This is a genomic window from uncultured Sphingomonas sp. (assembly GCF_934560975.1).
Classification (GTDB): Bacteria; Pseudomonadota; Alphaproteobacteria; order Sphingomonadales; family Sphingomonadaceae; genus Sphingomonas_I.
In genome coordinates this window covers 65,708-92,341 of the sequence record NZ_CAKTFO010000002.1, presented here as the reverse complement: position 1 = coordinate 92,341, position 26,634 = coordinate 65,708, and the positions used below count along the sequence as shown (strand labels likewise).

Here is a 26,634-nt window from a genome sequence, read left to right as displayed (position 1 = left end):
GTGTGTCGTGACGGGCTAATTCCGCGTCTTTACCGTCGGGCGGGGCGTCTGTCTCGGTCCATAGACCATGGGCGAAGGGACGCGACCGGCGCGCGTGTCCGCGCCCGGCGGGATGTGCGGGCAGAAAGGCGCGGGGGCTGCAACTCCCTCAGGGCTTGGTCGTCGGTTCGGGCCAGGAGCCGCTCGGCCGGGGATCGATGTCTTCCGCTTCCTCGATCGACCAAGCCTTGTCGGACAGGCGTTCGCCGCGCATGCGATGCTCGTCCTGTTCCTTGCCGGGTGGGAGTTGCGCCGCGATTGCCTTTTCGTGCTCTTCCTCCTCGTGGAGCCGGTCGGCCTCCTCCTGCGCCTGTTTTCGCCGGTCGCTCATGCTGGCTCTCCTTCCGAGGAGGCCAACTCACGAGGCGCATGTTCGGGTCGTGCGGTATGTAAGCTTTTTTTGTGGCGACCGGCCGGCGCGGTCCCCGGCACAGGCGGCAAGCGGATCGATTTGGCACGTCAGACCAGGGCGTCGTACAGCTTCGGCGCGAGATGGAGCGAGCGCCGGGCGCGGGTGCAGGCGACGTAGAGGAGGTTGATCTGCTGGTCGGCGTCGACCGCCTTCTTCGCGTCGCTCCGCCGGCGGGCGGCAAGGTCGGCGGGCGTATCGAAATCGTCCAGCACGACCACATTCTCCCACTCCCGCCCCTTGGCCTTGTGGGCGGTGGAAACCACGATCTGCGCCTCCTCCTCACGGTCGCGGTGCAGCTGGGTCAGGCGTTCCAGCAAGGACGGCAGTTGCGCGCCATGCTTGTCGATGATGTCGCGCACGCGCCGCATCTCCGTATCGCCGCGCTCGGCCGACTCCTGCAAACCACGCCAATTGGGGAAGCGGGCGATGGACTCCTCCGTGACGCCCTGCAACCGCCCTTGCGACAGAGCGTGCGCGGACCTGAGCTGCTTGTGGAGGTCCCGGATGCCGCCGACCAGGTGGAACGGCCGGTCGATGGTGGCCAGGCTTTCAAACAGGCGCGCATTGGTGCGGGCGAGGATGGCCGTGTCGGGCAGGGTCGCGACCTTGCCGGAATAGCGCGCCACCACCGTCTCGACGGCGGGATTGCCGGACAGGCGGTGGCGCGGGGGCTTGGCACTGTGGCGCAGGATCGCGTTGGCGATGCGCGCGACCGCATCCCCGAAACGCCAACTTTGTGTCAGCGTCAATTCCTCGACCGGGAACGCATCCATCGCGTCGACCGCACCCCGGAAGCGGTAGATGGACTGATAGGGGTCGCCGACGACGATGGTCGGGATACCGGCCTTCCGGGCGATGGAGATCAGCACGGGATTGAGGTCCTGCGCCTCGTCCAGCAGCAGATAGTCGAACCCCGTGATGCGGTGCTTCATCTCGAACCGCTTGAGGTAGGTGTCGAAGGTGATCGGCAGATCATGGTCGGCGAAGCGGAGCAGCTTGAGCGTGATCTCGCCCGCAATCTTGCGGACCGCCAGATTCTGGGCGTGGTTCTCGACCTGGCAATGGTCGCGCCGGATCTTGGTGCCTTCGTCGATCAGGAAGCGGTCGATCGTCGCCAGGATGGCGCTCCTGACCTGTTGGCGGCCGAGGCCCGGAACGGCGCGGATCGCGTCATCGAACGCGTCGAGGTGCGCGGTCGTGTACCGCTTCACCAGCTCCGCCTTGCGGGCGTGGAGGCCGAGCTGGCGGTAGGCGAAGCTATGGGCGGTGCGCGCCTCGATATGCGGCGGAAACTTGCGCGCCGCCTCCTGCGCGATGGCGGTGTTGAACGCCAGATAGAGGCCGCGCCCCGGCCAGCGATTGCCATAGGCGACAAGCGTGGAAGTCTTGCCGCAACCGGCACCCGCCAGCACCTTGACCGTGCCGGTCGGCGGGCGATCCAATATGGCCTGCTGTTCGTCGGTCGGGATCACGGATGGCGGCACTCTGGCGGTTCGAGGATCCGGGCGGCTGTCGCGAGCGTGGGCGGCGGCCATTCGGAACGGCTTCGGCGGTGGATGACGTGGCATGTCCTTATTGCGTTGGAGGCTGCGCCTCCGCGGCCGCGACGAAGGCAACGCCGAGGGCATGGTGACGCTCTACTGCCAGATGTTCGGCGAGACGTACAAGGGCCAGCTCGCGACCATCACGACCGCGCCGACCAACTTGGAGGTGATCGTGCCGTCCCACGACGAGTTCCTCCTGCGCGAGGTCGAGCTAAAGCGCGCGGGCGTCCCCTGCGCCGCCTTCCGGATCGACTTCGATGGCGGAGGCGAGTGGTCATCCGCCACGGCGGTCGCCCTCGACAAGCTGCGCCGCGCGGGGCATGTGAAGAGGTGGAGGAAGTCGCGGCCTTCGTCGATCAAGGCAAGGGGGATGCCGACGGGGTGGTCCCGGAGGTGCGCCAGGTGGTGGAGACGCACTACCGGCGCTGATGGCGGAGGATGTTCTCGAAGCCTTCATTCGCCTTCGTCATTTTGACGAGCTTCCGCAAATAGGTACGAACATGCCGTTCGAACCGAATATCGTCATGGAGGCCCGTCGCAGGATATTCATCCTGGCCGATCAACTCCTTGAGGCGGGCGGCGAGCGCAGCCTGGTCGTTCGTGCAGTCGGCGCTCTTCAGCGCGCGGCACGCCCATTCCTCGGCAGCGGCCTTGTCGAAATCGTCCCGGGCTTCATAGCCGCGCCTGTCCGCCGCCGCCTGATCCAGCCGCGATGCCTCGTAACGGCGCTCCAGCCATTTGCGGACCAGTGCCGCGTCCCAAGGTTTCAACGGATCCGTCATCGTTCTTTCCCGATCGGTCCGCAGCGATAGGACCCTGTTGGCAGCTTTCCATATGATGCAGCGGATCGCTGCGCTACAGGCGGAGGCAATCAACGCATTCAGATTGAGCTATGGCCAGACGTTCAAAACACGATCCCTACGATCATCTTCCGCCGGAGGACGACGCCCCGGCCGCGCCGGTGCCATGCTGGCTCTGCGGCCGACCGACGGGCAAGACCATTGTCTGGCACCATCCCGTGCCCAAGAGCCGCGGTGGCCGCGATGTCGTACCGATGCATCCGATCTGCCAGCAGACCCTGACCGCCAATTTCACCAATTCCGAATTGCAGCGTCATGGCATGGAGGTGGCGGGCCTGCTGGAACATCCAAACGTGCGCAAGTTTGTGGATTGGGTGGCGAAGAAGGATCCGGACTTTACCGCATCGATCACGAAGAAGCAGCGCTGATAGTTACCTTTCGTTTACGGTGAGTAAGTGGCAGGTTTCGGAGACGAGTAACGCGGCCGGAAAGTCCGGTATCGGGTCAACTGCGCGGGTGGGCTGGCCGGCCCGGCTGTCGTTGAAAGCACGAACGCTCGAATTCAAAGACGGAACTATTCCCGCTATTGGCCAGGATTAAGCTGCAACAGTTCAACGGAGCATTCGCCCGTCGGGGCTCAAACGTACCGCGCGTCCGGTTTCGGCGGCGGCATAGATTGCCTCCATCAACCGGATGTCTCGTAGGCCCATCTCGCCAGGTGTCCGGATTGTCGAACCGTCGCGGATCGCATCTGAGAAGTTGTCGAGCTGCCCTGCGAACTGCACCGTCGGGTCGCCGAGCGAGAAGTCGCGGCGCTCACGCCCCTCCAGCCGCATATTGTGGCCCTTGTAGCCGGTCGCTGGATCCATGATTAACGCGCCGGTGTCACCGCGGACATGCACTAGGTTCGCACCGCTCGAATCGTATGAGGTCATCAACTGCCCGATCGCGCCCGAAGGGAAACGCAGCTGCGACGCGACCGAGGCAAAAACCTGCGCAAACCGCGGGTCGTTCGCGGGGCGAAAAGTCACGGCGGTAATGCTCTCGGGCATTTCGTTGGTGAGGTAAAGGGCCGCTTGCAGGCCGTAGATGCCATAGTCCTCCAGCGGCCCGCCACCGGCGAGCGCCTTGTCGAGCCGCCAGTTCTCGGCCGGTGTCGATGATGGATCGGTGCGTGACAGTTGTTCGGTCCGCACGAAGCGAATGTTGCCTGCCGCCCGGCGCCGCATCAGCGCCATCGCCTCGATGTTGTGAGGCTCGAAATGCACGCGGTAGGCGATCATCAGCCGCCGGTTAGCGCGTCGCCCGGCGGCGATCATCCGTTCGCAGTCCGCACTGCTCAAGGCCATCGGCTTTTCGCAGAGCACATGCTTGCCCGCCGCGAAGGCGCGCACGGTATAGTCAGCGTGGAGGCCGGTCGGCAGGACGATGTACACTGCATCGATACGCCGGTCAGTGCCGATGCGGTCATATTGCTCGTAGGAGTAGCGGGCGTCAGCCGGCACCCCATAGGCGTCGCCGACGCGGCGCAGTTTTTCGGGGTTGCCGGACACCAGGGCTGCCATGTGCGACCGCGCGGACTGCGAGAAGCGCGGCATCATCTGGTTGAGCGCATAATTGCCCAAGCCGACGATCGCGTAGCCAACGCTGTCGGGTCGCTTCGATCGCGGTGGAGTAGAGGGCAGACTGACATCGTCGGGCATGGGACGACCGCGCGCGGTTTCTTGGCGGCCCACCTGCGCGAACACCGACGCTGGGGCAGCAGCGGCGGCGAGTGTAACAGCAGCGGTATGCCGCCCTAACTCGATGAATCGCCGCCGCGTCAGGCTGGTGCCGCTCATATCCTATCCTTCTTTGTCGCTGACACTGGTTATACGTTCAGTGTCATGCTTCCGCTCCCGGTACGCCGGAATATTCATCCCTCCGTCACCGGCTCCAGTCAGAATAGAAAGACCCATTACCGTCGCCAGATGCTAAATCGGCAACAGGCGCCACGCGAGAATATCGTTATTCAAAACTACGATCTCGACATGCACTTGGACGGAAGGCGGACTGGGGTCGTCAAAACAACGGGATGCTTTAGGGTGAGTATTGCCGTCAGTGCTGCACGCGTCACCGGCTAGACCCTGACATGCTCCTGCTTTGCCCCACACCGGGAGCAAGGATAGGAGAGGGGCGCCCTCGGTTCATACGGGCGGGTTGCTTTGACAGCACCCTGGTACGCGTTCTCGACGATGGATCGGATTGCGGGAAGGTCTGCGGCACCGGCCGGGCGGACCGAAGCGTCGGACATAGCGGGTCCCACTGAGTTGTCGTGATCGTCGGTGCCGGACCCGCGCGGTGTTGGCGCGAGCACCGGGCTCGCATCTTGCTCCCTCCCGATGGCGCGGCGCAAACACTCCGATCGGCCGCCGTGGCGCCGGCGAGCGCGCACCGCACCGCGCCTTGTCACAAGGTGGTCAGGGCCGCCGCGCACATCAGTCCGCCGGTGACCGCAGGGTGCTCCTCGGTGAGCTTCACCATCATCCCGAACCGGAGGACGCCGAACAGGCCGGCGACCAGCCAGAGATGTGCCTGTCAGACACGAATTAGACTTGGACTGGCAGCACCATGCGCGGCGTTGCACCTTCGCCACATCGCCGTGTGTCACCGCTTTGTCATCTGTCTGCCCGATAAGTGTCATGCATCGTGCCTAGCCGCATTCCGCCGGCTCCTGCCGGTTTCAGGGGAAATCGATGTATCCGAACATACGGCAGGTCACGCCGCTCACGATCAAACTCGTCGCACTCGGCGGCGCCGGCCTTGCCGCACTGGCCAGTGGCCAGGCTTCTGCGCAGGGGGTGGCCCGCCTGGCAGCGGCCGACGAGATCGTCGTGACGGCAAGCCGGCCGATCGCGGAATCGGAAAAGTCGGCGCTGGCGGTGCAGCGCGCATCGGATTCGCTGGTTGCTGTCGCCGCCGCCGATGCCGTCGGCCGCCTGCCCGACCAGAACATCGCGCAGGCCACCAGCCGACTGCCCGGCGTGGCCGTGCAGCGCGATCAGGGGCAGGCGCGGTACATCTCGCTGCGTGGCGCGCCGATCAATTGGACCACCCTGTCGATCGACGGAATCAACGTGGTGAGCCCCGAAGGGCGCGACACTCGCTATGACAGCATCCCTTCGGCGATCGCATCGCAGATCGTGGTGCGCAAGGCGGTGACGCCCGACATGACCGGCGAAACCGTCGCCGGCAATGTCGACGTCCGCACCCGTTCCGCGCTCGACTACAAGGGGCTGCACGTCTCGGGCAAGCTTGGCGGCGGCTATGTCGAACTCGGCAAGCGGCAGGAATATGAAGGGCAGGCCGTCATCTCCGACCGGTTCGAAACCGGAATCGGCGAGATCGGCATCCTGGCCGCCGGCAGCTATTACCAGCGCGACATGGTCACCGATAATTTTGAGACCGATTGGGAGCAGGTGTCGCAGGATCGTCAGCCCGGCAATGCCGATCGGATCTGGGCGCGGGAGACGGAGAACAAGCTCTACCGCCTGACCCGCAAGAACTATTCCTATTCGGGCCGGCTCGATTGGAAGCCGGACGCCGACAACCGCATCTTCGCCCAATCGATCTTCACAGCCTTCACCGATGATGAGGCGCGCGACAATTACATCTTCGACCTGGACGATCGTCAATCGGACCTGACGCGCCCGGCCGTCCCCGCCTGCGCGGTTGCACCAAATCCCACCCCTGCCAACAGCGGCTATGCCGACGTGTGCATCGGCAACACGCCGACCAAGGGGACGGTGTACGGCATCGACATCAACCAGCGGGCGACACTGCGCGCATACGAACAGTCGATCTTCACCAACACGCTCGGCGGCGACCATGCGTTTGGCGACGGCTGGAAGCTCGGCTGGCGCCTGAATTATACGCGCGCCAAGGACGATCGCTCGATCGTCGGAGAGGCGCGCTATGACAGCCCGTCGACGCGCACGCTGCGGCCGACGGTCGGCTACGATCTCAGCGATCCGCAGCATGCCAAGGTGACGCTGTACCGCACGCTGAGCAGTGGAGGCACGTTCCGCGCCGGTGACCCGGTGACGAATATCGACGATTTCTCCCGCCCCCTGACGTCGCTCGCGTCCAGCGACTTCGTGGACATCACCAAGGCCTATACCGCGCGGTTCGACCTCAGCCGCGAAATGGGCCTGTTCGGCGGCCAGGGCACGATCACGATCGGCGGTCGGTTCGATCAGCGCACCAAGGAAGCGAACGAGGCGCAGCTTTCGATCACCGGCGCGCAGGCGGAAGGCGCGGGAATCTCGACCACGTTCCTGCCGGACTCGCTGGACACGCCGTTCAAGGGCAAGATCCCGCTCGGCTATACGTTTCGCTATTTCGACAAGGCGAAGATGCGCGACAACGTGGAGAAAGCGGACGCGGTGGCGGATTACCTGCCGCTGCTGGCCAATTTCTACAATGTCCGTGAGCAGGTCTACGCCGCTTATGCCATGGCGGACGTGAAGTATGGCTGGGGCAGCGTGCTGGGCGGCGCCCGGATCGAACACATCACGAATCGCGGACGCGCCTTCGTCAACGGCGATGCCGCGCTGCCGATCCAGGCCGACAACGACCTGACCTTGGTCTATCCCAGCCTGCACCTCAACTTCGACGTGGCGCAGGACAAGAAGCTGCGCCTGTCCTTCAACACCGGCGCGGCGCGGCCGGACTATGACCAGCTTCGCCCGAACTTCACCTACAGCGACTCCAACCTCACTGTTTCCGGCGGCAACCCGGATGCCAAGCCGGAGCGGGCTTATGGGGTGGACGGCTATTTCGAATGGTACGTCCAGCCGCAGGGCTATGTGATGGTCGGCGCGTTCTACAAGAAGATCGAGGACGTGCTGTTCGACGACAGCCGGACCTTCCAGTCGGATGCCCTGAACAGCGGCGGGATCGATCGCTCGCAATATATCTTCAGCACCGTCACCAATGGCGGTAGCGGCTACATCTACGGCGCGGAAGCGGCGGTGCAGCAGCAGCTTGAGCCGTTCACGGCCGAACTCGGGCTTCCAGACTGGGTTGGCGGGTTTGGCATCACCGCCAACGTCACCTACAACAAGAGCCGGGCGACGACGCCGGACGGTAGCAAGGTATCACTGCCGGGAACGTCCGAACTCGTCTTCAATGTCGGCGGATATTACGAGAAGTATGGCGTGTCGCTCCGGCTCAATTACCAGCGCCGTTCCGCGTGGTTGGACTCGCTGGGCGCGGCGGCGGATGGCGGCAACCAGTTCTGGGCGGCCGACGACGAGATGGATGCCTCGCTGCGCTACGCCATCACTCCGAACATCGAAATCTATGCCGATGCATCGAACCTGCTCAATCAGCCGGGCCGCCGTTACGTCCGCCAGTCCGCCTATACGATCGAGTGGGAGCGGTTCGGCCGGCGCTACACGGGCGGCGTGCGGTTGAACTTCTGATGCGGACATTTCCTGCACTGATGGTCCTGACGATGGCGACGGGGTGCACGGCGTTCGATCGCCCGGTCGCATCATCGGCGATCACCGCGACCACGGCCACCGTCCAGGCGCTTGGGGAGACCGAAGCCGTTGAAACGCGCAACGCCGATGCCGCCGACGACCCCGCGATCTGGCGCAATCCGGTGGACCCGTCCGCCAGCCTGATCGTGGCGACGGACAAGCGCGCCGGGCTGCATGTCTACGCGCTCGACGGCAAGGACCGGTCGTTCGTGGCTGCCGGGCGCGTCAACAACGTCGACCTGCGCGACATGGGCAAGGCCGGGATCATCGTCGCGGTGAGCGACAGGAGCGATCCTGCGGCCGCGATGGTGGCGCTGTTCCGCCTCGACCCACTCGCCGCGACGCTGGTTCCGCTCGGCAAGGTGCCGGTGGGAACGGGTGAGGCCTACGGCGTCTGCCTTTATCGCAAGGACGCCGCCTTGTTCGCCTTCAACGTGCTGAAGGACGGAACGATCAATCAGGTCGCGCTGGACCTGTCCGGGCCTGCGCCGACGGGGCGGACCGTCCGAACGATGAAGCTGGCGACGCAGTCGGAAGGGTGCGTTGCCGACGACCGCACCGGCCGTCTCTACGTTGCCGAAGAGGATGTCGGTGTCTGGCGTTTTGATACGGCGGCATCCGGCGGGTGGGCGGGTCGCAAGGTCGCGGATGTGGACGGATCTCGCATCGTTGCCGACACGGAGGGCGTGACGATCGCCGCAGAGGGGCGCGGCGATGGCGGCTACCTGCTCGTTTCCAGCCAGGGCGACAATGCCTATGCCGTGTACCGGCTGCGCGACGATGCTTTCGTCGGCCGCTTCCGGATCGCCGCAGGCGCGTTCGGCGCGACGGAGGAAACAGACGGCATCGACATCGCTGTCGGTGATGTGGGCGGCCGCTTCCCCGATGGCCTGTTCGTGGCGCAGGACGGACAGAACCAGCCGCGAGCGCAGAACTTCAAGATGGTCGCGTGGGCGGATATCAAGCGCGCGCTGAAGCTGCGTTGAGCCCAGGCAGCGCGATTGCGGGGGCGTTGTCAAAGCAATTGGCGGGGCGGGGCAGGGGCTTGCTAGCCTGCTGGCATAAGCAAGGTCGAGAACCCGTTCCGCTATTTCAACTCGTCACCGGAGGTGATCCGGCTGGTGATGTACGTGCGGTTCCCGCTCTCGTTGCGGATCGCGGAAGACCTGCTGTTCGAGCTTGGGATCGACATCTGCCACGAGACGGTCAGGCTCTGGTGGAGCCGGTTCGGTCCGCTATTTGCCGCCGATATCCGCCGCCCGCAGGTGAGCCGGATGCGCGGCCTGCGCCACTGGCGTTGGCACCTGGACGAAATGTACGTGAAGATCGGCGGCGAGATGCGCTATCTCTGGCGTGCGGTCGACCATGAAGGCGAGGTGCTGGAAAGCTACGTCACCGCCACCCGCGACAAGGCGGTCGCTCTCGGGTTCAGGCAGGTGAAGACCTTACAGAAGTTCGCCTCGGTCCACGCCGACGTTCCGTGCGGGATCTGGTTAGACATCGGTATTGTGGTAATCTCGATAGTTGGCAATCGGTAGCTCAATCCCGGTGACGCGTACTGGGCTGATCCTGGCCAGAACGCATCAACCTGCTGACGACGGCGGGGCCTTGAGCGGGTTTACCGCGACCGGGCGGGCGAGCGACGCGGCGGAGAGCGCGGCGAGGATGCAGAAGCCGAGCCCGAGCGGACCGACTGCCCCGTAGCCGCCGAGCGTCTGCGCGATGAAGCCGGTGGCGAGCGAACCGAGCGACATCATCAGCAGCCATACCGCCGAACAGAGTATCGCCAGCGAGCCATCGGAACTGACGCGGTAGGCGATGCCGAGCAGCAGCGGGTAGCTGACGAACCAAGCGACGTTATAGGCGACGAGCGCGGTTGCGAACAGGGCATGGTTTGCAACGGTGGTGAGCGCGGCACAGGCTACGCCGCATAGCAGCAACGCCACGCCGACGGCGATGTCCTGCCGGATCCGCCCCACCGTCGCCGCCAGGATCACGTTGCCGAAGGCGCTGGCCAAAGTCGCGACGCTTTGAAAGCGTCCGAACTCGACAGCGGACAGTCCGATCGCATGTGCGGCCCGCTCCATGAACGGCCAAATCATCAGGCTGCCGAACGTGAACAGTGCCATGGCGACCAGCACCCGCGCGCCGTGGCTGCCGGTCCTAAGTCGCACCGGTTGGTCGGAAAGTGTGCCTCCGTGGCTCGGCAGTAACGTCGCGCCGAGTGTCAGCAAAGCGGACAGGCCTGCCAGCGCGGCGAACATGCCCGTCACGCCCGCCGCCTCTCCGACCAGCGGTAGACCAAGGTTGATCCCGGCATAGAGGATCGTCTGGCAGGTTATGCCGATCGAGATCGCGCGCGCCGGATGCCGCGTACCGGCGGCGGCAAGATTGAGTGCGGTGTTGGCAAGGCCGAAGCCGATCCCGGTGCCGATGCGGGTAAGCAGCAGCAACGGGTAGGATCCGGTAAGCGCGCCCAGTGCCTGCGCGACGATCACGATCAGGCCGGCCAAGATTGCCAGCCGGCGCGGGTTCAGCATGGAGACAAACGGCGTGATCAGGAACATGGCGCAGGCGTAGGAGAGCGTTTCCGCCATGTTCCACGCCCCCATCGCGACAGGGGTGAAGCCGTAGCGATCGATCAGACCGCCGATGAGATAGGTGGCGAAATTGTTGCCGATATGCGCCGCCGCGGTCGCGGCTCCGATGCCGAGCATCGTGCGCCACGCACCTTGTGCTTCAGCGGAAGTCACGGCCAGTCTCAAAAGCGGTAGCCGAGCGAGACGCCGCCGGTCCGCCGCTCGCCCGGATAGGTGCTGATCGAACGGTTGAAGAACATGCCGAAGGCGTTCGTGTTATAGGCCTGATCCGTGATGTTGCGCACCCACAGCGAGGTCTCTAGCCCGCTGGCGAAGCGATAGGTGATGGTGGCGTTGCCGAGCCAGTAACCGTCCTGGCTGAACGTGTTGCGTACCAGTGCGCGCAGGTCCGGCGTATCGAGAAACGGAGCCGGCGTGTTGTCGGTCACGTCGGACCAGATGTGGAAACGGTAGCGGCTGGCATAGCGCCAGTCCGTGTTGAGCCGGAGCGTGCCGGCGCCGACCGTAGTCTCATAGGTGCCCGCCAGGTTCAGCGTGTGCCGCGGCGCCCGTTCGAGCCGCTGTCCGGACAGGTCCAGCGGCACGCCCCGGTTGATCGGGAACGGCGCGGACGCGTTGCGGAAATCGCGATACTTGCCGTCCTGAAATCCCCAGCCGGTGTTGAGGGTCAGCCCGGCGACGGGCCGTGCCACTGCCTCCACTTCGAGCCCGTCGACGCGTGCCTTGGCGGCATTCTGCGTCCGCGTACCGACGTCCCGCAACACGGTGACCTGCATGTCGTCGAAATCGTAATGGAAGCCGGTCATGTTCAGGGTCAGCCTGCGATCCAGCAAGTTCGTCTTGATCCCCGCCTCGTAGGAAGTGAGCGTCTCGGGATCATAGACCGACAGGTCCGACGGTGTCGCGATATAGGCGTTGTAATTGCCGGAGCGGAAGCCGCGCGCCACGCGGCCGAACAGCCGCACGCCGTCCGTCACTTCGTAGTCGGCGGAGGCATCCCAAGTCAGCTTCTTCCACGCCTTGCGCGGGCGCACCGGATCGATCGGCTGGCCGGGACCATTCTGGTAGATGCCGGCCGCGGTGTCGATATAGGTGATGGTCGGGTCGCTGATGTCGAACACATTGGCCGGGTTGGTCGCATATTCGAACGCGATGCCGAAGACGGACTTGCGCTCCCAGGTATAGCGTGCGCCGGCGGACAGCTTCAGGCTTGGCGTCACCGCGTAGGACAGGTTGGCGAAGCCGGCGAGATTGTCGGTGTCCACCCGCAGATCGTAGGCGATGCCGTTCACGCCGAAGTTCGTCGGGCTGTAAAGGCCGAGCTGGCCGAAGCTCTTGGTGCGGTCGTGCAAGTAATAGCCGCCGACGATCCAGCCGAACGCCTCGTCCGCCGGGGAAGCGATACGAAGTTCGTCGGTGAATGTGTGCGATCCGCCACCATAACGTTCGTGATAGCTGGACACTGGATTGGCATCGTCGTCCGAGTAGATCAGCGAACTCGCCCATTCATAGGCGGCAATGTTGGTCAGCGTCGCGCCACCGAGATCGACGTCGAGATGCGCATCCGTTCCGGCACGGCGCGCCCAGGTGTTGCCGGGGCCGTTGTTGCTGAGTGCATCGCGCTTGTCCCGCTCGACATAACCGTCGCTGTCGGCGCCGCCCGCGAGGATGCCGACATGCTGGAGCGGCTGCCCTTGACGGGTGCGACCGCCATGGCCCTTGACGATCAGGGTCGATCCGGGGGCGAGATCCCATTTCAGCTGCCCGCGCAGATCCCAGATGTCGTAGCTGCCGACCTCGCTACCGGTGTAGTCGTTGAAGAATTGGCCATCACGATGCTTGTAGACGCCGGCGAGGCGATAGCTGAGCGTTTCGGAGATGGGGCCGCCGATCCCGGCTTCGGCTTCGCGCGTGTCATCGGTGCCATAGGAGAGCTGGACCTGGCCCGACTGCACGTCGCCCGGCTTGGTGGTGACATAGTGGATCGCGCCAGCGGTGGTGTTCTTGCCCCATAGCGTACCCTGCGGGCCGCGCAGTACCTCCACCCGTTCGAGATCGTAAAGCGGGCGGCTGAGGCCTGCGGCCGCGCTGATATACACCTCGTCCTCATAGACGCCGACCGGCGATGCGGTCGTCGGCGTGAAGTCGTTGGTGCCGATGCCGCGCAGGCGAAAGCGCGGCATGGCGGCGCCCATCGCAGACTCGGCGACAAGGTTCGGCGTCTGGCGAGCGAGCGCCACCGTGTCGCGCAGGTGCTGCTCGGTGATGGTACGCGGATCCAGGACGGTCAGCGAAAGCGGCACTTCCTGCGCGCTGGCGGCGCGTTTGGTGGCAGTGACGACGATCTCGCCCGCGTCCGCCGGCACCGCACCATCAACTGGCGCCGTTTCGCCGGCAAAGGCTGCTCCACCCCGAGCAAGAGCGGCGACGATCGCCACCCGGCTGATCGCTGACACGATGATCTTCACGTGCATTCCCCCTCCGTTCCGAGTTCGGGAGAGGCGCTTCACTGTGCCGCCGCGAAAGCTGAGCTTCGCCAAGGTGAACAGCAATTCTCTACCCTCAAGATAGAATATAGCTACGCTTGGACCCACAGGGCTTGAACCCATCGGATTCTTAAGGGTGGCATAAGTGGAGCTAATCGCACCGCGCTTTCACCGACTGCCGCTGAAGGGCATGGCCGTGTTCGAGGCTGCGGCCCGGCACGGCCGGTTCACCGGCGCCGCAAATGAGCTGACCATGTCGCAGGCCCGGGTCAGCCAGCAGATATCGGAGCTGGAGAGCGAGCTCGGCGTCGAGCTGTTCTTGCGACGACATCGCGGCGTGGAATTGACCCCTGCAGGCGCTGCGTTGTTCGCCAATGTCGAACAGGGTCTGAAAACGCTGGCAGAAGGCGTGGATCGGGTGCGGCGACAGGCGACCCGCCGGTCGATCCAGATCCTGACCGACTATGGCTTTGCCGCCTGGTGGCTGATGCCGCGCTTGACGGAGTTGGAGCGACTGCTGCCTGGCATCGAGGTGCGGGTCGCCACCACGCAGGCCGAGGTGGACGCGACCAGCGCGGACTTCGACCTTGGCATCATGTTCGGCCGCGGCGGATGGGGCAGCTATCGCACCACGCCGATCTTCTCCGAAGAGGTCTATCCGGTCTGTGCGCCTGCTTATCTGGCCGGTCGGGCGCTGCCGCTCGCCATATCCGAGATCCAGGGCATGCGGCTCCTTCACCTGCGCGCGCCCGGCAAGGATCGCTGGTTTACCTGGGCCGACTGGCTGGCCGCGCACGATCTTCCCGCTAGCGGTGACCAGGATGGACCTGCCTTCGACAATTTCCAGCTGGTCCTGCAGGCGGCGCTGCTCGGTCAGGGCGTCTGCATCGGCTGGACGCCGCTGATCGACGACCTGGTCGCCGGCGGCGGCCTCGTTCCGCTGTCTCGCACGCCGCTGCGCAGCAAGCGCGGCTACCATGTCGTCGAGCATGGCGACCGACCTCAGCGGCCTGAGGTAGTCATGCTGAAAACCTGGCTGCTCGAAGCGCGGCAAAGGCCGCACGCGGTCTCGGTCGCAAGCCTTCTGCAAACCCAGCCTAGAACGACGATAGCCGCATGACCGGAGTCACCATGTCTGCACAACGCATGTCCAACGCCGCCGATGCCACCAACGCCCTCGACATCGCGCCTGTCGCCGGCCGCATCGGCGGGGTGGTGCAGGGGGTGAAGCTTGCGCCCGACCTCGACGACGAGACCCTTGGCCGAGTGTGGCGCGCGCTCTGCCGCCACAAGGTGCTGTTCTTTCGTGACCAGCATCACCTGGACGATGCCGGGCATCAGGCGTTCGGCCGGCGGCTCGGTACGCCGACTACGCATCCAACCGCGCCGGCGCAGGTCGGCGATTTCCTGCTTGAGCTGGACTCGAAGCATGGCGGCAAGTCGAACGTCTGGCATACAGACCTGACCTTCGTGACCAGCTATCCCGCCGCGTCTATCCTGCGTGCGGTCGTGATCCCGGCCGTTGGCGGCGACACGGTATGGGCGAATGCGGCGGAGGCCTATGCGCGGCTGCCCGCTCCGCTGCGCGCGCTCGCAGATGAGTTATGGTCGATCCACAGCAACGACTATGACTATGCGGCGAACCAGACGGAGCGCGACGCGGGCACAGATGCGTATCAGGCCGAATTCATCAAGACGGTGTACGAAGCCGAGCATCCGCTGGTCCGGGTTCATCCTGAAACGGGTGAGCGCAGCCTCGTGCTTGGCGCCTTCTTCAAAAAGTTCGTCGGGCTCGGGGAAAGCGAGTCCCGGCGCATGTACGAGATCTTTCAAACACACATCACGCGACTGGAGAACACGGTTCGCTGGAGTTGGCGGGCTGGCGATGTGGCAATTTGGGACAATCGCGCAACCCAGCACTATGCGATCGATGATTATGGCGATCAGCGCCGGATCGTCCGGCGGGTGACGATCCATGGCGAACCGCCGGTCGCGATCGATGGGCGGCGCAGCCGACAGGTGAAGCCGGACCAAGCTCCGGAAATGAAGGTCGCTTGTTGAAGCTCTCAGTCATGCCCGGCCTGCCGGGATGCCTTGCACTTGCGATGGTCCGGAGCCGTGTGTTGCGGCTTTGTCGGAGATCTCGTGTGCGCTTCATTCTCGTTCAGTAATCAAGAGGGAGGACAATCACATGGACGATCTTCAACCGGCGTCGCCGGTCCACCGTGAAGTGCTTCGCGGGGCTGTGCTGGGCACAACGGTGCTTGCCGCCACCGCTGCCGGTGCGGCCGAGGCATCTGGGATTGAACCAGCAACGCGAGATGACGCAGATGGGTGTCGCCAAGTTCGTCGGCGACATGACCTGGCAGCAGACGCTGGAAGGCTTCGCCGCCATGCCCACGGTCAACATCGAAGGGCTGGTCGCCGGCTATACCGGCGTCGGCGGCAAGACGATCCTGTCCTCCCGAGCGGTGGCGAAGATCGACATGCGGCTCGTGCCGAACCAAAACAAGGACGACTGCGTAGCCAAGTTGAAGGCGCACCTCGCCAAGCGTGGTTATGGCGATGTCGAGGTGAATGTGTCGGGTGGCTACGATCCGACCGAGACGGACGAGAATTCCACCCTGATCAGGGCGGAGCTTGCCAGCCTGGCGCGCGCGGGCATATCGACAACCATCTACCCGCGATCAGCCGGTTCGTGGCCCGGGTATGTTTTTACCTCCGCTCCGGCGTCCTTGCCGGCGGGACAGTTCGGCTTCGGCCATGGCAATGGCGCTCACGCTCCCGACGAATACCTGCTGATCGAGAGCAGCAACCCAAAGGTCTTCGGGTATGACGATGCCGTGATGGGTTATGTCGACTTCCTCCACCAGATCGCCGCAACCGGATGAGCCCGTGGGCCTGCGGGATCAGGCATCCCGCAGGCCCATTTCGTCTACCGGCCGGTGGGGGTGAGCTCTTTGGAAAAGAACAGCCCGTTGATCAGCAGCCGTTCGGTGCCGAGCCAGTATTTGCGATGTGCGGGATCGTCTGCGAACAGCACGACATTTCCTTTTCCAGCCCGCGCGACCTGCGCCCAGACCGAGCCTGCCAGCCGCTTGTGCAGCCTGTCCGACATATAGCCGTTGACCAGCGGCTGGCGATCCACCGCCACCACGGTAGAGAAGGGATCGGCGATCGGAGCCAGCACCACCTCGCTGTCCTTTTGCACGAAAAAGGCACGCCGCGGCACACCGAAGGCAAGCGGATGGGTGACATCGACATCCGCCGAGACGAGATTGCCTGAGGTGCGGCCCTGCGCCTCCACGTCGCGCCGGTCGGCAAAGTCCCTCCGGACGGTGCCGGCGGAATCGTCCGTGCCAGCCTTGGCCTGCGCATCTTTCGCCTCGCTGCCGATCAGCCCCTTGCTGACCGCCCAGCGTGCGGCGGTACCGAAGGCGATCAGTGAGCCGCCTGCTTCGATCCAGGTCTTTACGCGGGAAACGGTCGCGTCACTCCAGCTTGAATAAGACCCGCCGGCCAGGACGATGCTGGTATATCGATCGAGCGGAGCCTGCGCGATCTGGGCGATGTCGAGCTTCGTCACCGGATAGTGCAGCCGCTCGCTCAGCGCGAACCAGGTCGAGCCGATCTCCGAGGCGTTGACGCCTTCGCCTACCACCAGCGCGATGACCGGCTTTTCGATCGCCTTGATCGCATCGCTGCCGAGATCGACGCCCTCCACGCTATCACCGCTGGGCAAGGCGTAGGCCGGCACGCCCGCGTCCCGCGCAGCAGCATCGACTGCGGCATGGAGCGCATCGGGCTGGAGTGACTGACCGGCGGCTGGTACAATCAGCGTGCCGATGCCAAAGGGCGTGCTGCCGTCCTGCGCCGCCGCCGTGAAGCCCGACTGTGCGACCCGTACGCGGATGCCCTGTTGCAGCAGGGCGGACAAGACACGCGGTGCGTTCAGATCGCGCCAGTCGATGGCATAAGCATAAGCGCCCGCAGCGCCACGAACCCCGCCAGCTGTTGCGGGTAGCGCCGTGACTTCCGCGCCAATCTTCGGCAGGCGTTCTGCCCGGCCGACGCGCAGGCCATAAGCATGTGCGATGGCATAGGATGTGCTGCCATAGACCGTCTTGGTCGCCGGCGGCGTTTCCTCGAAGATGGAGTGCACCAGCCGGAACTGCGGCTGGCGCGAGGGTACGACATAGGCGCTCCCCGGATCGAAGTGCTGCCCGTCAATCGTCACCGGCGCGGTGAGAGGATGGACCTCGATCCGGTGCTGAAGCAGCAGGTCCAGCATCTGCCGCGTCAGGCCAGGATCCGCGGGATCGCCGAACACGAAGGCGGCATGCCGGGCCTTGGCGCCCTGCTGTACCGCCGACTGGAAAAACTGCCGCTGCAACTGGAACAGGCCGGCATGTTCGGCAACGGCGCCTTCGATCGTGCCGAGCCCGGTCGCTACATGGTTGCGGATGGTGAAGCGGAACTCCAACGGCCCGTTGGCGGTGTCCTGTACCAGGCCGCGCGAGCTGGCCTGTTCAAACGTGGCGCCCACGCCGCCGTGGAAGTCGGGATAGGTGGAGCCATAGACCGGGGAAAAATTGTCGTAATTCTCACCCGAGTAATAAAGCGAGCCGAGCCGGTCGAGCGCGCGGGCATAGTAGCGCGCCATCGTGCGGTTGAACGCATAGGACGCCTTGGGCAGAAGCGGGCTTTCCATCTCCGGAGGTGAAGGCTCGAAATAGTAGGTGCTGCCCGATCCCATCTCGTGGAAGTCGATCTGGACGTTGGGTGTCCACTGGTGAAACAGGTCGATCTTTGTCCTGGTCTCGGCTTGGGTGATCGCCAGCCAGTCGCGGTTGAGGTCAGTGTAATAATGGTTGGTGCGACCCATCGGGAACCCCTCGACATGTTCGCGGTCGAGCGGGTCGGCGCTGGGAGGGTTGGAGCGCCAACTATTGTGCCAGTTTGCGGCACGGTCGCGCCCGTCGGGATTCTGGGCCGGATCGATCAGGATAACCGCGTCGTCGAGCCAGTGCCTCACCCGCTCCGAACGGGCTGCGGCGAGATAATAAGCGGTGAGCAGGGCAGCCTCGCCGCTCGACGTTTCGTTGCCGTGGACGCTGTAATAGAGGCCGACTACCACCGGTACCTGTCGCGGATCGACTGCCGCGCCGTTCGGATCGGCCAACACCGCATGCTCGCGGCGGATCGCCTCGAGCCGGGCATGGTTACGCGGCGAGGTGACGAACAGCGTGATCAGCGGCCGGTCTTCATAGGTGCGGCCGATCTCTTTCACCGTGACGCGATCGGACAGGCGCGCCAGCTCGCGCATATACTCCACGAGACGATCGTGCCGGGTGTAGCGGCTGCCGATCGGGTAGCCGAGGAACTGCTCCGGCGATGGGATAGCCGGGTCGAGATCGTCGGCTGCCGTATCGGGGAAGTAATAGCTCGTCTGAGCGTGCGCCGGGGTGGAGGGGAGGAGCGCGAGCGTAACCGTCGACGCCAGGAGGAGCGTGCGGGCGGATTGCCGCGCAACGGACAGAAGTGACATTTCGTATCCTTTGAAAAAAAACCGCCGCCACCTACGAGGGTGACGGCGGCGAGGATCAGAAGCGGACGTCGAAGCCGAGCTGAAAATAGCGCCCGCGCAGATCGTATTGCGTGAAGTCATAGGGCGCGCGGATGCCGGGAAAGGAGGCATCGTAGGGCGGCCGCTCGTTGAAGACGTTGTCGACCTTCGTGTAGAGTGTCACCTTCTCGAGCACCTTCCACCCGAGATACAGGTCGACCTGGTCATACGCATCGACCCGGTCCTGGATCGCCGCGGCGGTGACCTGACGATAGCCGGCCGTGTGATACCAGGTGACTGCCGCCTCTACCGGCTCGAACGACCAGCCCAGCCGCGTGGTCGCCTTGTCGCTCGGCAGTGTGAAGCCCAGATTCGATCCCGCATAGTCGACAGGCGCGGCGCCTGCCGTGTTCGGTCTCTTGTAGTTGAACACATGGGTGTAGACGCTGGAGAGTCTGAACTCGCCGAAGCCGCTGGTCGGCACACGCTGCGTAAATTCGACGTCGACGCCGCTCGTTTCCAGCTTGCTGAGGTTCTGGTAACGGTTGTAGACGGCGAGGATCTTGCCGCGCGCGTCACGGACCACGTCCTGCGGATTGTTGAGCTGCACGATGGTTGTCGAGTTGTTCGTGCCGATCAGGTTGCTCAACTTGATTTTGTAATAGTCAACGCTGAGGGTGGTGGTGCGCAGCGGCGTGAACACCGCTCCAAGGTTGTAACTGCGCGTCCGCTCCGGCTTCAGCGCCGCATTGCCGACGGTGAAAAAGGTCGGGCTCTGCCGCGACCCAGGCACGTCCGGATCGAACGGGTCGACCACCGTACCGTAGGAGATATTGGTCGAAGCCGAGTTCTCGGACAATGACGGGGCGCGGAAACCGCGCGAGATCGAGCCGCGCAGCATCAGCGGCTCGAACACCCGCCACCGGAAGCCGCCCTTGGGCGAAAAGGCATTGCCGAAGTCGCTGTAATGATCACCGCGCGCCGCCAGCTGGAGGTCCAGACCCCTGATGACCGGGACGTTGAGCTCGGCATAACCGGCGATCACGTTGCGCTTGCCATCCACCGCCGCAATGGCAGGGCGGATCTGCCGCCCGTCATCGATCTCGCGCGGGTTACGCGAAACCAACGACTCCCGCCGCCATTCCACCCCGGCGGCGAACTCGAGCGGGCCGGCCGGCAGCATCACCACCTCGCCCGACAGTTTGGCATCGGTGCCGTAGAGGCGCGAGCGGGCGCGCCGCGTGGTGCTGAGCCGGATTGAGTCCAGGGTCGGCTGTGGGGTGGAGGCGGGATCCCGCAGGTTCAGCGCGCCGTTGGCGAGCGCAGGTAACAGGCCGAAACGGTCGGCGAAGCCTCCCGCCACTTCCTCCCGCTCCGTACTGCCGGACGCGAAAGCGCCCACCTCCCAATCCAGCCCGACGACCTTCCCGCGCGCGCCGGCCAAAACCCGGAACGCATCCGAGTAATTGGTCTTCAGTGACTGGCCGAGATCGAAAAAGGTATATTCCACCTGCACCGGACGTCCGTACGGATTGTACGGGCTGTTGGTGGGCAGCAGATTGGACACCGGTTCCGCCAGCCCGGTCTGCGCATTGAGCGCGAAGCGGCCTGCTTCCAGCGTAAAATAGGGACTGGACCCGAAGATCGAGGTGCCCATGATGTGGCTGTACAGCCCCTCGACAAACGCTTCGGTATCCTCGCCCAGTTGCACGGTGCCGCGTGCGAAGCCCTGATAGCGGTCGGTTGCCGGGATCAGCGTCGTATAGGGCGCCAGGTTGATCGCGCAGGTATTGCCGCGCAGCCCGTCGATGGGGCCGCTCGCGACCAGCGCCATGCCATCCGGGCAACTGCCCTGAGCGTCAAGCAACGGCACCGAGGCACCGTCGATCAGGAAGCGTGCACCCTTAGCTGTCCACCCGTTCCAGCGGCCGCCGGGCCGGTCGTCATAGATGCCGGATCGGGTCAGCTTGCGCTGGTCCTGGTCTAGCCGATCACGCAGGTAGGCCTCTAAGCTGAACAGCAGGTTGTAGCCGTCCTTATCGATGTCGCCATAGCCGCCGACCAATTGCCCGCGCCACGTGTCGAGACCACCCTGATCCGAGGTACCGAAACTACCGCCAAGTTCGAGCCCGTCGAAGTTCTGGCGCGTAATGACGTTGACCACTCCAGCCACCGCATCCGACCCGTAAACGGCCGACGCGCCGTCCTTCAGCACCTCCATCCGTTGCACCGCCACCAGCGGCAGCGCGTTCAGATTGACGAACGTGTCCGAAAGGCCGTTGGCCGGGAAGCCGTAATTAGCCAGCCGCCGCCCATTAAGAAGCACCAGCGTGTTCTTCGCCGACAGGCCGCGGAGCCCGATTCCCGCGGATCCGGACGCCCAGCCACTGTTGCTCGTCTCGTTTGCGGCATTGCCGGTGTTGGCCGAGATCGATCGCAGCGCATCGGCGACGGTGATCCGTCCGGACGTGGCCAATTCCTCGCGCCCGATCACCTGCACGGGATTGAAGCTTTCCGATGCGGCCCGCCGAATGTTCGATCCGGTCACGACGATATCGTCAGCAACGGGCTGCTCCGCGCCCAGGTCGGCAGAGATGGTTGGTGCGAGGGCCGCGCTTTGGGCCAGTGCGGGCGTTGATACGCCGGCGGCAAGCGCCGCCAGCAGCGATAAGCTGAGAGTGTTCATTTTTCCCCTTTCCCTACCTAATCAGTAGGGAATTGGTGAGGGGACACCAAAGAAGAAAAACTAGCCGCGTCCCGGGTACGAACTTGCGGGCGCGCCCGCAAAGACGGTGGCTTGAAACGGAGTGATTACGCGTCGGCCGCTCGCTTGAGCACTGGTCACCGCCCTTCGGACACGCCGCATAAGAGGCCATGAACGCCCAAATGCGTGTCCAAACGACGCAACTCTCCCACGGAGAAAATCAATTGTTTTCAATGGCGCGCCCGGCTGGATTCGAACCAGCGACCACGAGCTTAGAAGGCACGTGCTCTATCCAACTGAGCTACGGGCGCCCGCCGCCGCGTTAGCGCGGATTGCGTCGGAGAGGAACCGCGATAGTCTCACCGTGATGGACGGGATGGAACAGGGGCGGCCGATTGCGGTGGAGGCAGGGGCGCTGGCGGGCAGGCCGCTGCGCTATTTTGACTTCGTCATGGCGGCGTTCGTCACCATCCTGCTGCTGTCCAACCTGATCGGCGCGGGCAAGAGGTCGGTGATCGACCTGCCGGTGCTGGGGGCGTGGCCGTTCGGAGCGGGCATCCTGTTCTTTCCGCTGTCCTATGTCATCGGCGACGTGCTGACCGAGGTGTACGGCTATTCCCGCGCGCGGCGCTGCGTGTGGGCGGGCTTTGCGGCCTTGCTGTTCATGGTGGTGATGAGCGTGGTAGTCGTGGCCCTGCCGCCCGAGGCCGGGTGGGAGGGGCAGGCGGCCTATCAGGCGTTCGGGCAGGCGCCGCGCATTGCGGGCGCTTCGCTGCTGGCCTTCTGGGCGGGCGAACTCTCCAACACTTTCGTGCTGGCGCGGATGAAGGTGCTGACGCGCGGGCGCTGGCTGTGGAGCCGGACGATCGGCTCGACACTGGCAGGGCAGGGGGTCGATAGCCTGATCTTCTACCCGCTGGCTTTCTGGGGCGCGGCTGGCTGGACCGGCGGGCAGGTACTGACGGTGTTGCTGACCCAATGGGCGCTGAAGGTAATATGGGAAACGATCCTGACGCCGCTGACCTACCTTGTGGTCGGTTTCCTCAAGCGGCGCGAGGGGGTGGACGTATTCGACGAACGCACCGACTTCTCACCGTTTCACTCGGGCGTGTGAAGAACGTCAGGCGGCCTGCCGGCAGGCCGCCGTACGCATCCGGTCAGAAGTCAGGCGGCGACCGCCTGCACCAGGCCTTCGAACAGGCGGCGACCATCGGCCCCGCCATGTTCCGGACCGATCATCCGTTCGGGGTGCGGCATCATGCCGAGCACGTTGCCCTGGGCATTGACGATCCCGGCGATATCGCGGGCCGAGCCGTTGACCCGCTCCGCATAGCGGAAGGCGACGCGGCCTTCGCCTTCCAGCCGGTCCAGCGTGTCGGCGTCGGCGGTGTAATTGCCGTCATGGTGCGCGACGGGGATGGTGATCCGCTCGCCCGCGTCATAGCGGCTGGTGAACAGCGACCGGCTGTTCTCCACCGTCAAAGCCACCGGGCGGCAGACGAAGGACAGGCCGGCATTGCGCATCAGCGCGCCCGGCAGCAGCCCGGCCTCCGTCAGGATCTGGAACCCGTTGCACACGCCCAGCACCGGCACGCCGCGCTCGGCCGCCTCGACCACCGCCTTCATCACCGGCGACCGCGCCGCCATGGCGCCGGAGCGGAGATAATCGCCATAGGAGAAGCCGCCGGGCACCGCGACCAGGTCGATGCCCACCGGCAGCGCCGTCTCGCCGTGCCACAGCATCTCCGGCGCGGAGCCGGTCACCTCCTCGATCGCTACGGCAAGGTCGCGGTCGCAATTGGAGCCGGGAAAGACGATCACTGCCGACTTCATGGCGCTCAACCCCGCTCGATCCGATAATTCTCGATCACGGTGTTGGCGAGCAGCTTGCGGCACATGGCGTCGAGGTCCGCGTCGCTGACGCCGTGGGCATGGTCGAGCTCGATCAGCTTGCCCTGCCGCACCCCCTCCACGCCGGAGAAGCCGAGGCCCTCCAGCGCATGGTGGATCGCCTTGCCCTGGGGATCGAGCACGCCGTTCTTGAGCGTGACGTAGATGCGCGTCTTCATGGGCCATGCCCCTCCACCACTCGGCGCGTCCGGTCAAGCCGCTTGGATCGCCGGGGTGGCTGCTTGGGGGTGACGCGCCGCTTTCGCGCGGCTAAGGCCGGTAGCCAGACACATAAAGGAAGCCGCCGACCGCATGCCGACGCTCGTCCTGATCCGCCATGGCCAATCCGCCTGGAACCTGGAGAATCGCTTCACCGGATGGTGGGACGTGGACCTCACCGAACTGGGCGTGAAGGAAGCCTGGGCCGCGGGCGAACTGATGAAGGAGAAGGGGCTCGACTTCGACCTGACCTTCACCAGCTTCCAGAGCCGCGCAATCAAGACGCTGAACCTCGCGCTGGAGGCGATGGGCCGGCTGTGGCTGCCGACCGAGAAGAGCTGGAAGCTGAACGAGCGCCATTATGGCGGGCTCACCGGCCTCAACAAGGCAGAGACGGCGGACAAGCATGGCGAGGATCAGGTCAAGATCTGGCGCCGCAGCTTTGACATTCCGCCGCCGTTGCCGGAAGACGGCAGCCCGTGGGACCTGGCCAAGGACGAACGCTACCAGGGCGTTCCGATCCCGCAGACGGAAAGCCTGAAGGACACGATCGCGCGCGTGCTGCCCTATTGGGAGGAGCGGATCGTGCCCGAACTGAAGGCCGGCAAGCGGGTGCTGATCTCCGCCCACGGCAATTCGCTGCGCGCGCTGGTGAAGCATCTGTCGGGCATTTCGGACGACGAGATTACCGGGCTGGAGATCCCGACCGGGCAGCCGATCGTCTACCAGCTGGATGACGATCTGAACGCATTGGAGCGTTACTATCTGAGCGAGCGTTGAGGCGTGGCGCTGGTCGGGATCATCATGGGCTCGCGCTCCGATTGGGAGACGATGCGCCATGCCGCCGAGACGCTGGAGAAATTGGGCGTCGCGCATGAGGCCAAGGTGGTGTCGGCGCATCGCACCCCGCAGCGGCTGTATGATTATGCGCAGGGCGCCGCGGATCGCGGGCTGAAGGTGCTGATCGCCGGCGCGGGCGGCGCGGCGCACCTGCCGGGCATGGCGGCGTCGATGACGGCGCTGCCGGTGCTGGGCGTGCCGGTGCAGTCGGCCGCGCTGTCCGGGCTGGATAGCCTGCTGTCGATCGTGCAGATGCCGGGCGGGGTGCCGGTCGGCACGCTGGCGATCGGCAAGGCGGGCGCGATCAATGCCGGGCTGCTCGCCGCGCAGATCCTGGGCTTGGGCGATGCGGACCTGGCGCGGCGCGTGACAGACTGGCGGACAGCGCAGACCGCCGCCGTCGACGAAGCGCCGGAGTGACCGTGCGGCCCGGCTCCACCATCGGCATCCTGGGTGGAGGGCAGCTTGGCCGGATGCTGGCCATCGCGGCGGCTAACCTCGGCTATCGCACCCATATCTACGCGCCGGGCCTGAGCGGGCCTGCGAGCGAGGTCGCGGCACGGTGGACGCGCGGCGACTATGACGATGCCGCCGCCATCGCCGCCTGGGTGTCGCAGGTGGATGTCGTCACCTACGAGTTCGAGAATGTCGACGTTGCGCCCTTGAAGGGGCTGGACGGCGTGAGGCCCTCTCTGCGTGCGCTGGAGGTGGCGCAGGATCGGGTGGCGGAAAAGGCGTTCGCCGAAACGGTGGGCGGCAGACCCGCGCCTTACTGCCCGGTCGACAGCCTGACGGACCTGACCCAGGCGTTGGAGATGGTCGGCATGCCCGCCATCCTGAAGACGCGTCGCTTCGGTTATGACGGCAAGGGGCAGGCGCGGGTGCGTGACGCCGCACAGGCCGGGGATGCCTGGGCTGCGATCGGTGAGCAGCCGGCCGTGCTGGAGAAGATGGTCGCGTTCGAGGCGGAATTCTCCATCATCCTGGCGCGCGGGCTGGACGGGCGGATCGTTCGCTATGACGCGGCGACCAACCGGCACAAGGACGGCATCCTCGATCTGTCGACCGTGCCGCCCTCGGGCATCGTGGCGGAGCAGGCGGAGGAAGCGGGCGCGCTGGCCGAACGAATTGCGGGGGCGCTTGGCTATGTCGGGGTGCTCGCCTGCGAGTTCTTCGCCAGCAAGGATGGCCCTGTTTTCAACGAGATGGCGCCGCGCGTTCATAACTCAGGTCATTGGACGATCGAGGGTGCGGTGACCTCGCAATTCGAGAACCACATTCGCGCGGTATGCGGCCTGCCGCTCGGCTCGACCGCTTTGGTCGGCACGGGCGCGGAGATGCGCAACCTGATCGGGCGCGAGATGGAGGAATGGCCGACCATATTGGCCGATCCCACCGCGCACCTGCACCTTTACGGAAAGACCGGTGTGAAGCCGGGTCGCAAGATGGGGCACGTCACCCGCATCTTCTGAACGCTAGAGGCTTTCGCTGTCATGCTGTCCGCCTCCGCCGCGTTCCGGTGGGGCGGTGTCGATGCATTCGATGCTTGCGCGCCGACGCATGCTTCTGGCCTGGGTTCCTGCTTGCGCAGGACCACGCAATCGCCGCGAAGCTTATCTGAAGGCGCCTCAGGCGCGCGTGCCCTTGATTGGATAGCTACCGAGGAAGCCGGCCTTGACCGAGCCCTCCATTACGTCGCCGTTGACCGTTGCCCGGCAGGCCAGGGTCATCGGCATCGGCTTGGAAATGTGCATCGTCCAGAGCAGTTGGTCGCCCTCGATCCGCCCTTCCGGGATGGTCTTGCTGCCGAACGAGCCGTCCGCGGTGGCAGCGAACGTGTCGCCATAGCCGCGCACGGTCAGCGCGAAGCTTTGCGGACCCATCGGGCTTTCCACCGTGCAATTCCACTTGCCGTCAATGTCGGCCATGACAATCTCCTGTTCGCAGAGGCCTTTGCGCCTGCCTTGGCAAAGATCAAGCGACCTCTTGTGTGGCCGAAATGCAACATC

General features: G+C 64.9%; 21 protein-coding genes, 1 tRNA gene and 1 pseudogene. 11 read left to right on the top strand and 12 right to left on the bottom strand.

The genetic code is table 11. The features are described from left to right. Positions 1–148 precede the first annotated feature (148 nt). The 3 genes from Q0D93_RS02425 to Q0D93_RS02415 all read right to left on the bottom strand — a co-directional run bounded on the left by Q0D93_RS02425 (position 149) and on the right by Q0D93_RS02415 (position 2,870). Entirely contained in the window at positions 149–370 is a 222-nt protein-coding gene (locus Q0D93_RS02425) for a hypothetical protein (protein ID WP_294390843.1), read from the bottom strand. A 128-nt stretch (positions 371–498) separates the two neighbouring features. Next, positions 499–1,923: a UvrD-helicase domain-containing protein gene (locus Q0D93_RS02420; RefSeq protein WP_294390841.1), complete on the bottom strand. Its 1,425-nt coding sequence runs from the start codon at positions 1,921–1,923 to the stop codon at positions 499–501. Positions 1,924–2,411: 488 nt separating this feature from the next. Beyond that, the gene (locus Q0D93_RS02415) at positions 2,412–2,870 is read right to left on the bottom strand and encodes a hypothetical protein (protein WP_366510236.1); all 459 of its coding nucleotides are present in this window, start codon (positions 2,868–2,870) and stop codon (positions 2,412–2,414) included. A gap of 17 nt (positions 2,871–2,887) precedes the next feature. Here Q0D93_RS02415 and Q0D93_RS02410 point away from each other — a divergent pair, with 17 nt between their 5' ends. Then, the gene (locus Q0D93_RS02410) at positions 2,888–3,223 is read left to right on the top strand and encodes a hypothetical protein (protein WP_294390840.1); all 336 of its coding nucleotides are present in this window, start codon (positions 2,888–2,890) and stop codon (positions 3,221–3,223) included. 183 nt (positions 3,224–3,406) lie between these two features. Here Q0D93_RS02410 and Q0D93_RS02405 read toward each other — a convergent pair whose 3' ends face one another. After that, positions 3,407–4,636, bottom strand: a complete 1,230-nt coding sequence (locus Q0D93_RS02405; protein ID WP_294390836.1) for a Gfo/Idh/MocA family oxidoreductase — start codon at positions 4,634–4,636, stop codon at positions 3,407–3,409. Positions 4,637–5,530: 894 nt separating this feature from the next. Between Q0D93_RS02405 and Q0D93_RS02400 the strand changes: the two genes are divergently transcribed. From Q0D93_RS02400 to Q0D93_RS02390, 3 genes and pseudogenes are all read left to right on the top strand, one after another. Further along, entirely contained in the window at positions 5,531–8,260 is a 2,730-nt protein-coding gene (locus tag Q0D93_RS02400; protein ID WP_294390833.1) for a TonB-dependent receptor, read from the top strand. A 32-nt stretch (positions 8,261–8,292) separates the two neighbouring features. Then, positions 8,293–9,306, top strand: a complete 1,014-nt coding sequence (locus Q0D93_RS02395; RefSeq protein WP_294391240.1) for a phytase — start codon at positions 8,293–8,295, stop codon at positions 9,304–9,306. A gap of 75 nt (positions 9,307–9,381) precedes the next feature. Then, positions 9,382–9,750 (top strand): annotated as a pseudogene (locus Q0D93_RS02390) (DDE-type integrase/transposase/recombinase); the annotation flags it as partial. Positions 9,751–9,903: 153 nt separating this feature from the next. Here the strand turns inward: Q0D93_RS02390 and Q0D93_RS02385 are convergent. Both Q0D93_RS02385 and Q0D93_RS02380 read right to left on the bottom strand, forming a co-directional pair. Then, positions 9,904–11,073, bottom strand: a complete 1,170-nt coding sequence (locus Q0D93_RS02385; RefSeq protein WP_294390830.1) for an MFS transporter — start codon at positions 11,071–11,073, stop codon at positions 9,904–9,906. A gap of 8 nt (positions 11,074–11,081) precedes the next feature. Further along, positions 11,082–13,394, bottom strand: a complete 2,313-nt coding sequence (locus Q0D93_RS02380) for a TonB-dependent receptor (RefSeq protein WP_294390827.1) — start codon at positions 13,392–13,394, stop codon at positions 11,082–11,084. Between the two features lie 157 nt (positions 13,395–13,551). Between Q0D93_RS02380 and Q0D93_RS02375 the strand changes: the two genes are divergently transcribed. The 3 genes from Q0D93_RS02375 to Q0D93_RS02365 all read left to right on the top strand — a co-directional run bounded on the left by Q0D93_RS02375 (position 13,552) and on the right by Q0D93_RS02365 (position 16,297). After that, complete coding sequence (locus Q0D93_RS02375; protein WP_294390825.1) at positions 13,552–14,526, top strand: LysR substrate-binding domain-containing protein; 975 nt, start codon at positions 13,552–13,554, stop codon at positions 14,524–14,526. A gap of 11 nt (positions 14,527–14,537) precedes the next feature. Further along, entirely contained in the window at positions 14,538–15,467 is a 930-nt protein-coding gene (locus Q0D93_RS02370; protein ID WP_294390822.1) for a TauD/TfdA family dioxygenase, read from the top strand. 242 nt (positions 15,468–15,709) lie between these two features. After that, positions 15,710–16,297 carry a peptidase dimerization domain-containing protein gene (locus tag Q0D93_RS02365; protein WP_294390819.1) on the top strand — a complete coding sequence of 196 codons (588 nt, stop codon included), beginning with the start codon at positions 15,710–15,712 and terminating at the stop codon, positions 16,295–16,297. Positions 16,298–16,341: 44 nt separating this feature from the next. Here the strand turns inward: Q0D93_RS02365 and Q0D93_RS02360 are convergent, their stop codons facing one another. The 3 genes from Q0D93_RS02360 to Q0D93_RS02350 form a co-directional block, all read right to left on the bottom strand. Then, positions 16,342–18,954, bottom strand: coding sequence for a M14 family zinc carboxypeptidase (locus Q0D93_RS02360; RefSeq protein ID WP_294390817.1), 2,613 nt, complete (start codon positions 18,952–18,954; stop codon positions 16,342–16,344). Between the two features lie 55 nt (positions 18,955–19,009). After that, entirely contained in the window at positions 19,010–21,658 is a 2,649-nt protein-coding gene (locus tag Q0D93_RS02355) for a TonB-dependent receptor (protein ID WP_294390813.1), read from the bottom strand. A 252-nt stretch (positions 21,659–21,910) separates the two neighbouring features. After that, positions 21,911–21,987, bottom strand: a tRNA-Arg gene (locus tag Q0D93_RS02350). Positions 21,988–22,043: 56 nt separating this feature from the next. Between Q0D93_RS02350 and Q0D93_RS02345 the strand changes: the two genes are divergently transcribed. Further along, positions 22,044–22,790: a queuosine precursor transporter gene (locus Q0D93_RS02345; RefSeq protein ID WP_294391236.1), complete on the top strand. Its 747-nt coding sequence runs from the start codon at positions 22,044–22,046 to the stop codon at positions 22,788–22,790. 50 nt (positions 22,791–22,840) lie between these two features. Here the strand turns inward: Q0D93_RS02345 and purQ are convergent, their stop codons facing one another. Together purQ and purS are read right to left on the bottom strand one after the other, a co-directional pair. Beyond that, a complete protein-coding gene (gene purQ, locus Q0D93_RS02340) occupies positions 22,841–23,509 on the bottom strand; it encodes a phosphoribosylformylglycinamidine synthase subunit PurQ (RefSeq protein WP_294390810.1) in 669 nt (222 codons plus the stop codon). A gap of 5 nt (positions 23,510–23,514) precedes the next feature. After that, a complete protein-coding gene (gene purS, locus Q0D93_RS02335) occupies positions 23,515–23,745 on the bottom strand; it encodes a phosphoribosylformylglycinamidine synthase subunit PurS (RefSeq protein WP_294390806.1) in 231 nt (76 codons plus the stop codon). 133 nt (positions 23,746–23,878) lie between these two features. Here purS and gpmA point away from each other — a divergent pair, with 133 nt between their 5' ends. From gpmA to Q0D93_RS02320, 3 genes are read left to right on the top strand one after another with little or no spacing between them, the layout of a single operon-like run. Beyond that, positions 23,879–24,565, top strand: a complete 687-nt coding sequence (gpmA, locus tag Q0D93_RS02330; RefSeq protein WP_294390803.1) for a 2,3-diphosphoglycerate-dependent phosphoglycerate mutase — start codon at positions 23,879–23,881, stop codon at positions 24,563–24,565. A 24-nt stretch (positions 24,566–24,589) separates the two neighbouring features. Further along, on the top strand, positions 24,590–25,045 hold the full coding sequence (gene purE, locus Q0D93_RS02325; RefSeq protein WP_294391233.1) for a 5-(carboxyamino)imidazole ribonucleotide mutase: 456 nt from the start codon (positions 24,590–24,592) through the stop codon (positions 25,043–25,045). Then, a complete protein-coding gene (locus tag Q0D93_RS02320; protein WP_294390800.1) occupies positions 25,042–26,097 on the top strand; it encodes a 5-(carboxyamino)imidazole ribonucleotide synthase in 1,056 nt (351 codons plus the stop codon). Before purE ends, Q0D93_RS02320 begins: the two co-directional genes overlap by 4 nt. A 156-nt stretch (positions 26,098–26,253) precedes the next feature. Here Q0D93_RS02320 and Q0D93_RS02315 read toward each other — a convergent pair whose 3' ends face one another. After that, complete coding sequence (locus Q0D93_RS02315) at positions 26,254–26,553, bottom strand: hypothetical protein (RefSeq protein WP_294390797.1); 300 nt, start codon at positions 26,551–26,553, stop codon at positions 26,254–26,256. Positions 26,554–26,634: the final 81 nt, after the last annotated feature.

What these genes read in the sequence shown, in the direction of transcription:
- Q0D93_RS02425 (WP_294390843.1), bottom strand. Translation starts at nt 370, where the DNA reads ATGAGCGACCGGCGAAAACAGGCGCAGGAGGAGGCCGACCGGCTCCAC.
- Q0D93_RS02410 (WP_294390840.1), top strand. Translation starts at nt 2,888, where the DNA reads ATGGCCAGACGTTCAAAACACGATCCCTACGATCATCTTCCGCCGGAG.
- Q0D93_RS02405 (WP_294390836.1), bottom strand. Translation starts at nt 4,636, where the DNA reads ATGAGCGGCACCAGCCTGACGCGGCGGCGATTCATCGAGTTAGGGCGG.
- Q0D93_RS02400 (WP_294390833.1), top strand. Translation starts at nt 5,531, where the DNA reads ATGTATCCGAACATACGGCAGGTCACGCCGCTCACGATCAAACTCGTC.
- Q0D93_RS02395 (WP_294391240.1), top strand. Translation starts at nt 8,293, where the DNA reads ATGGCGACGGGGTGCACGGCGTTCGATCGCCCGGTCGCATCATCGGCG.
- Q0D93_RS02380 (WP_294390827.1), bottom strand. Translation starts at nt 13,394, where the DNA reads ATGCACGTGAAGATCATCGTGTCAGCGATCAGCCGGGTGGCGATCGTC.
- Q0D93_RS02370 (WP_294390822.1), top strand. Translation starts at nt 14,538, where the DNA reads ATGTCTGCACAACGCATGTCCAACGCCGCCGATGCCACCAACGCCCTC.
- Q0D93_RS02360 (WP_294390817.1), bottom strand. Translation starts at nt 18,954, where the DNA reads ATGTCACTTCTGTCCGTTGCGCGGCAATCCGCCCGCACGCTCCTCCTG.
- Q0D93_RS02355 (WP_294390813.1), bottom strand. Translation starts at nt 21,658, where the DNA reads ATGAACACTCTCAGCTTATCGCTGCTGGCGGCGCTTGCCGCCGGCGTA.
- Q0D93_RS02345 (WP_294391236.1), top strand. Translation starts at nt 22,044, where the DNA reads ATGGACGGGATGGAACAGGGGCGGCCGATTGCGGTGGAGGCAGGGGCG.
- purQ (WP_294390810.1), bottom strand. Translation starts at nt 23,509, where the DNA reads ATGAAGTCGGCAGTGATCGTCTTTCCCGGCTCCAATTGCGACCGCGAC.
- purS (WP_294390806.1), bottom strand. Translation starts at nt 23,745, where the DNA reads ATGAAGACGCGCATCTACGTCACGCTCAAGAACGGCGTGCTCGATCCC.
- gpmA (WP_294390803.1), top strand. Translation starts at nt 23,879, where the DNA reads ATGCCGACGCTCGTCCTGATCCGCCATGGCCAATCCGCCTGGAACCTG.
- purE (WP_294391233.1), top strand. Translation starts at nt 24,590, where the DNA reads ATGGGCTCGCGCTCCGATTGGGAGACGATGCGCCATGCCGCCGAGACG.
- Q0D93_RS02315 (WP_294390797.1), bottom strand. Translation starts at nt 26,553, where the DNA reads ATGGCCGACATTGACGGCAAGTGGAATTGCACGGTGGAAAGCCCGATG.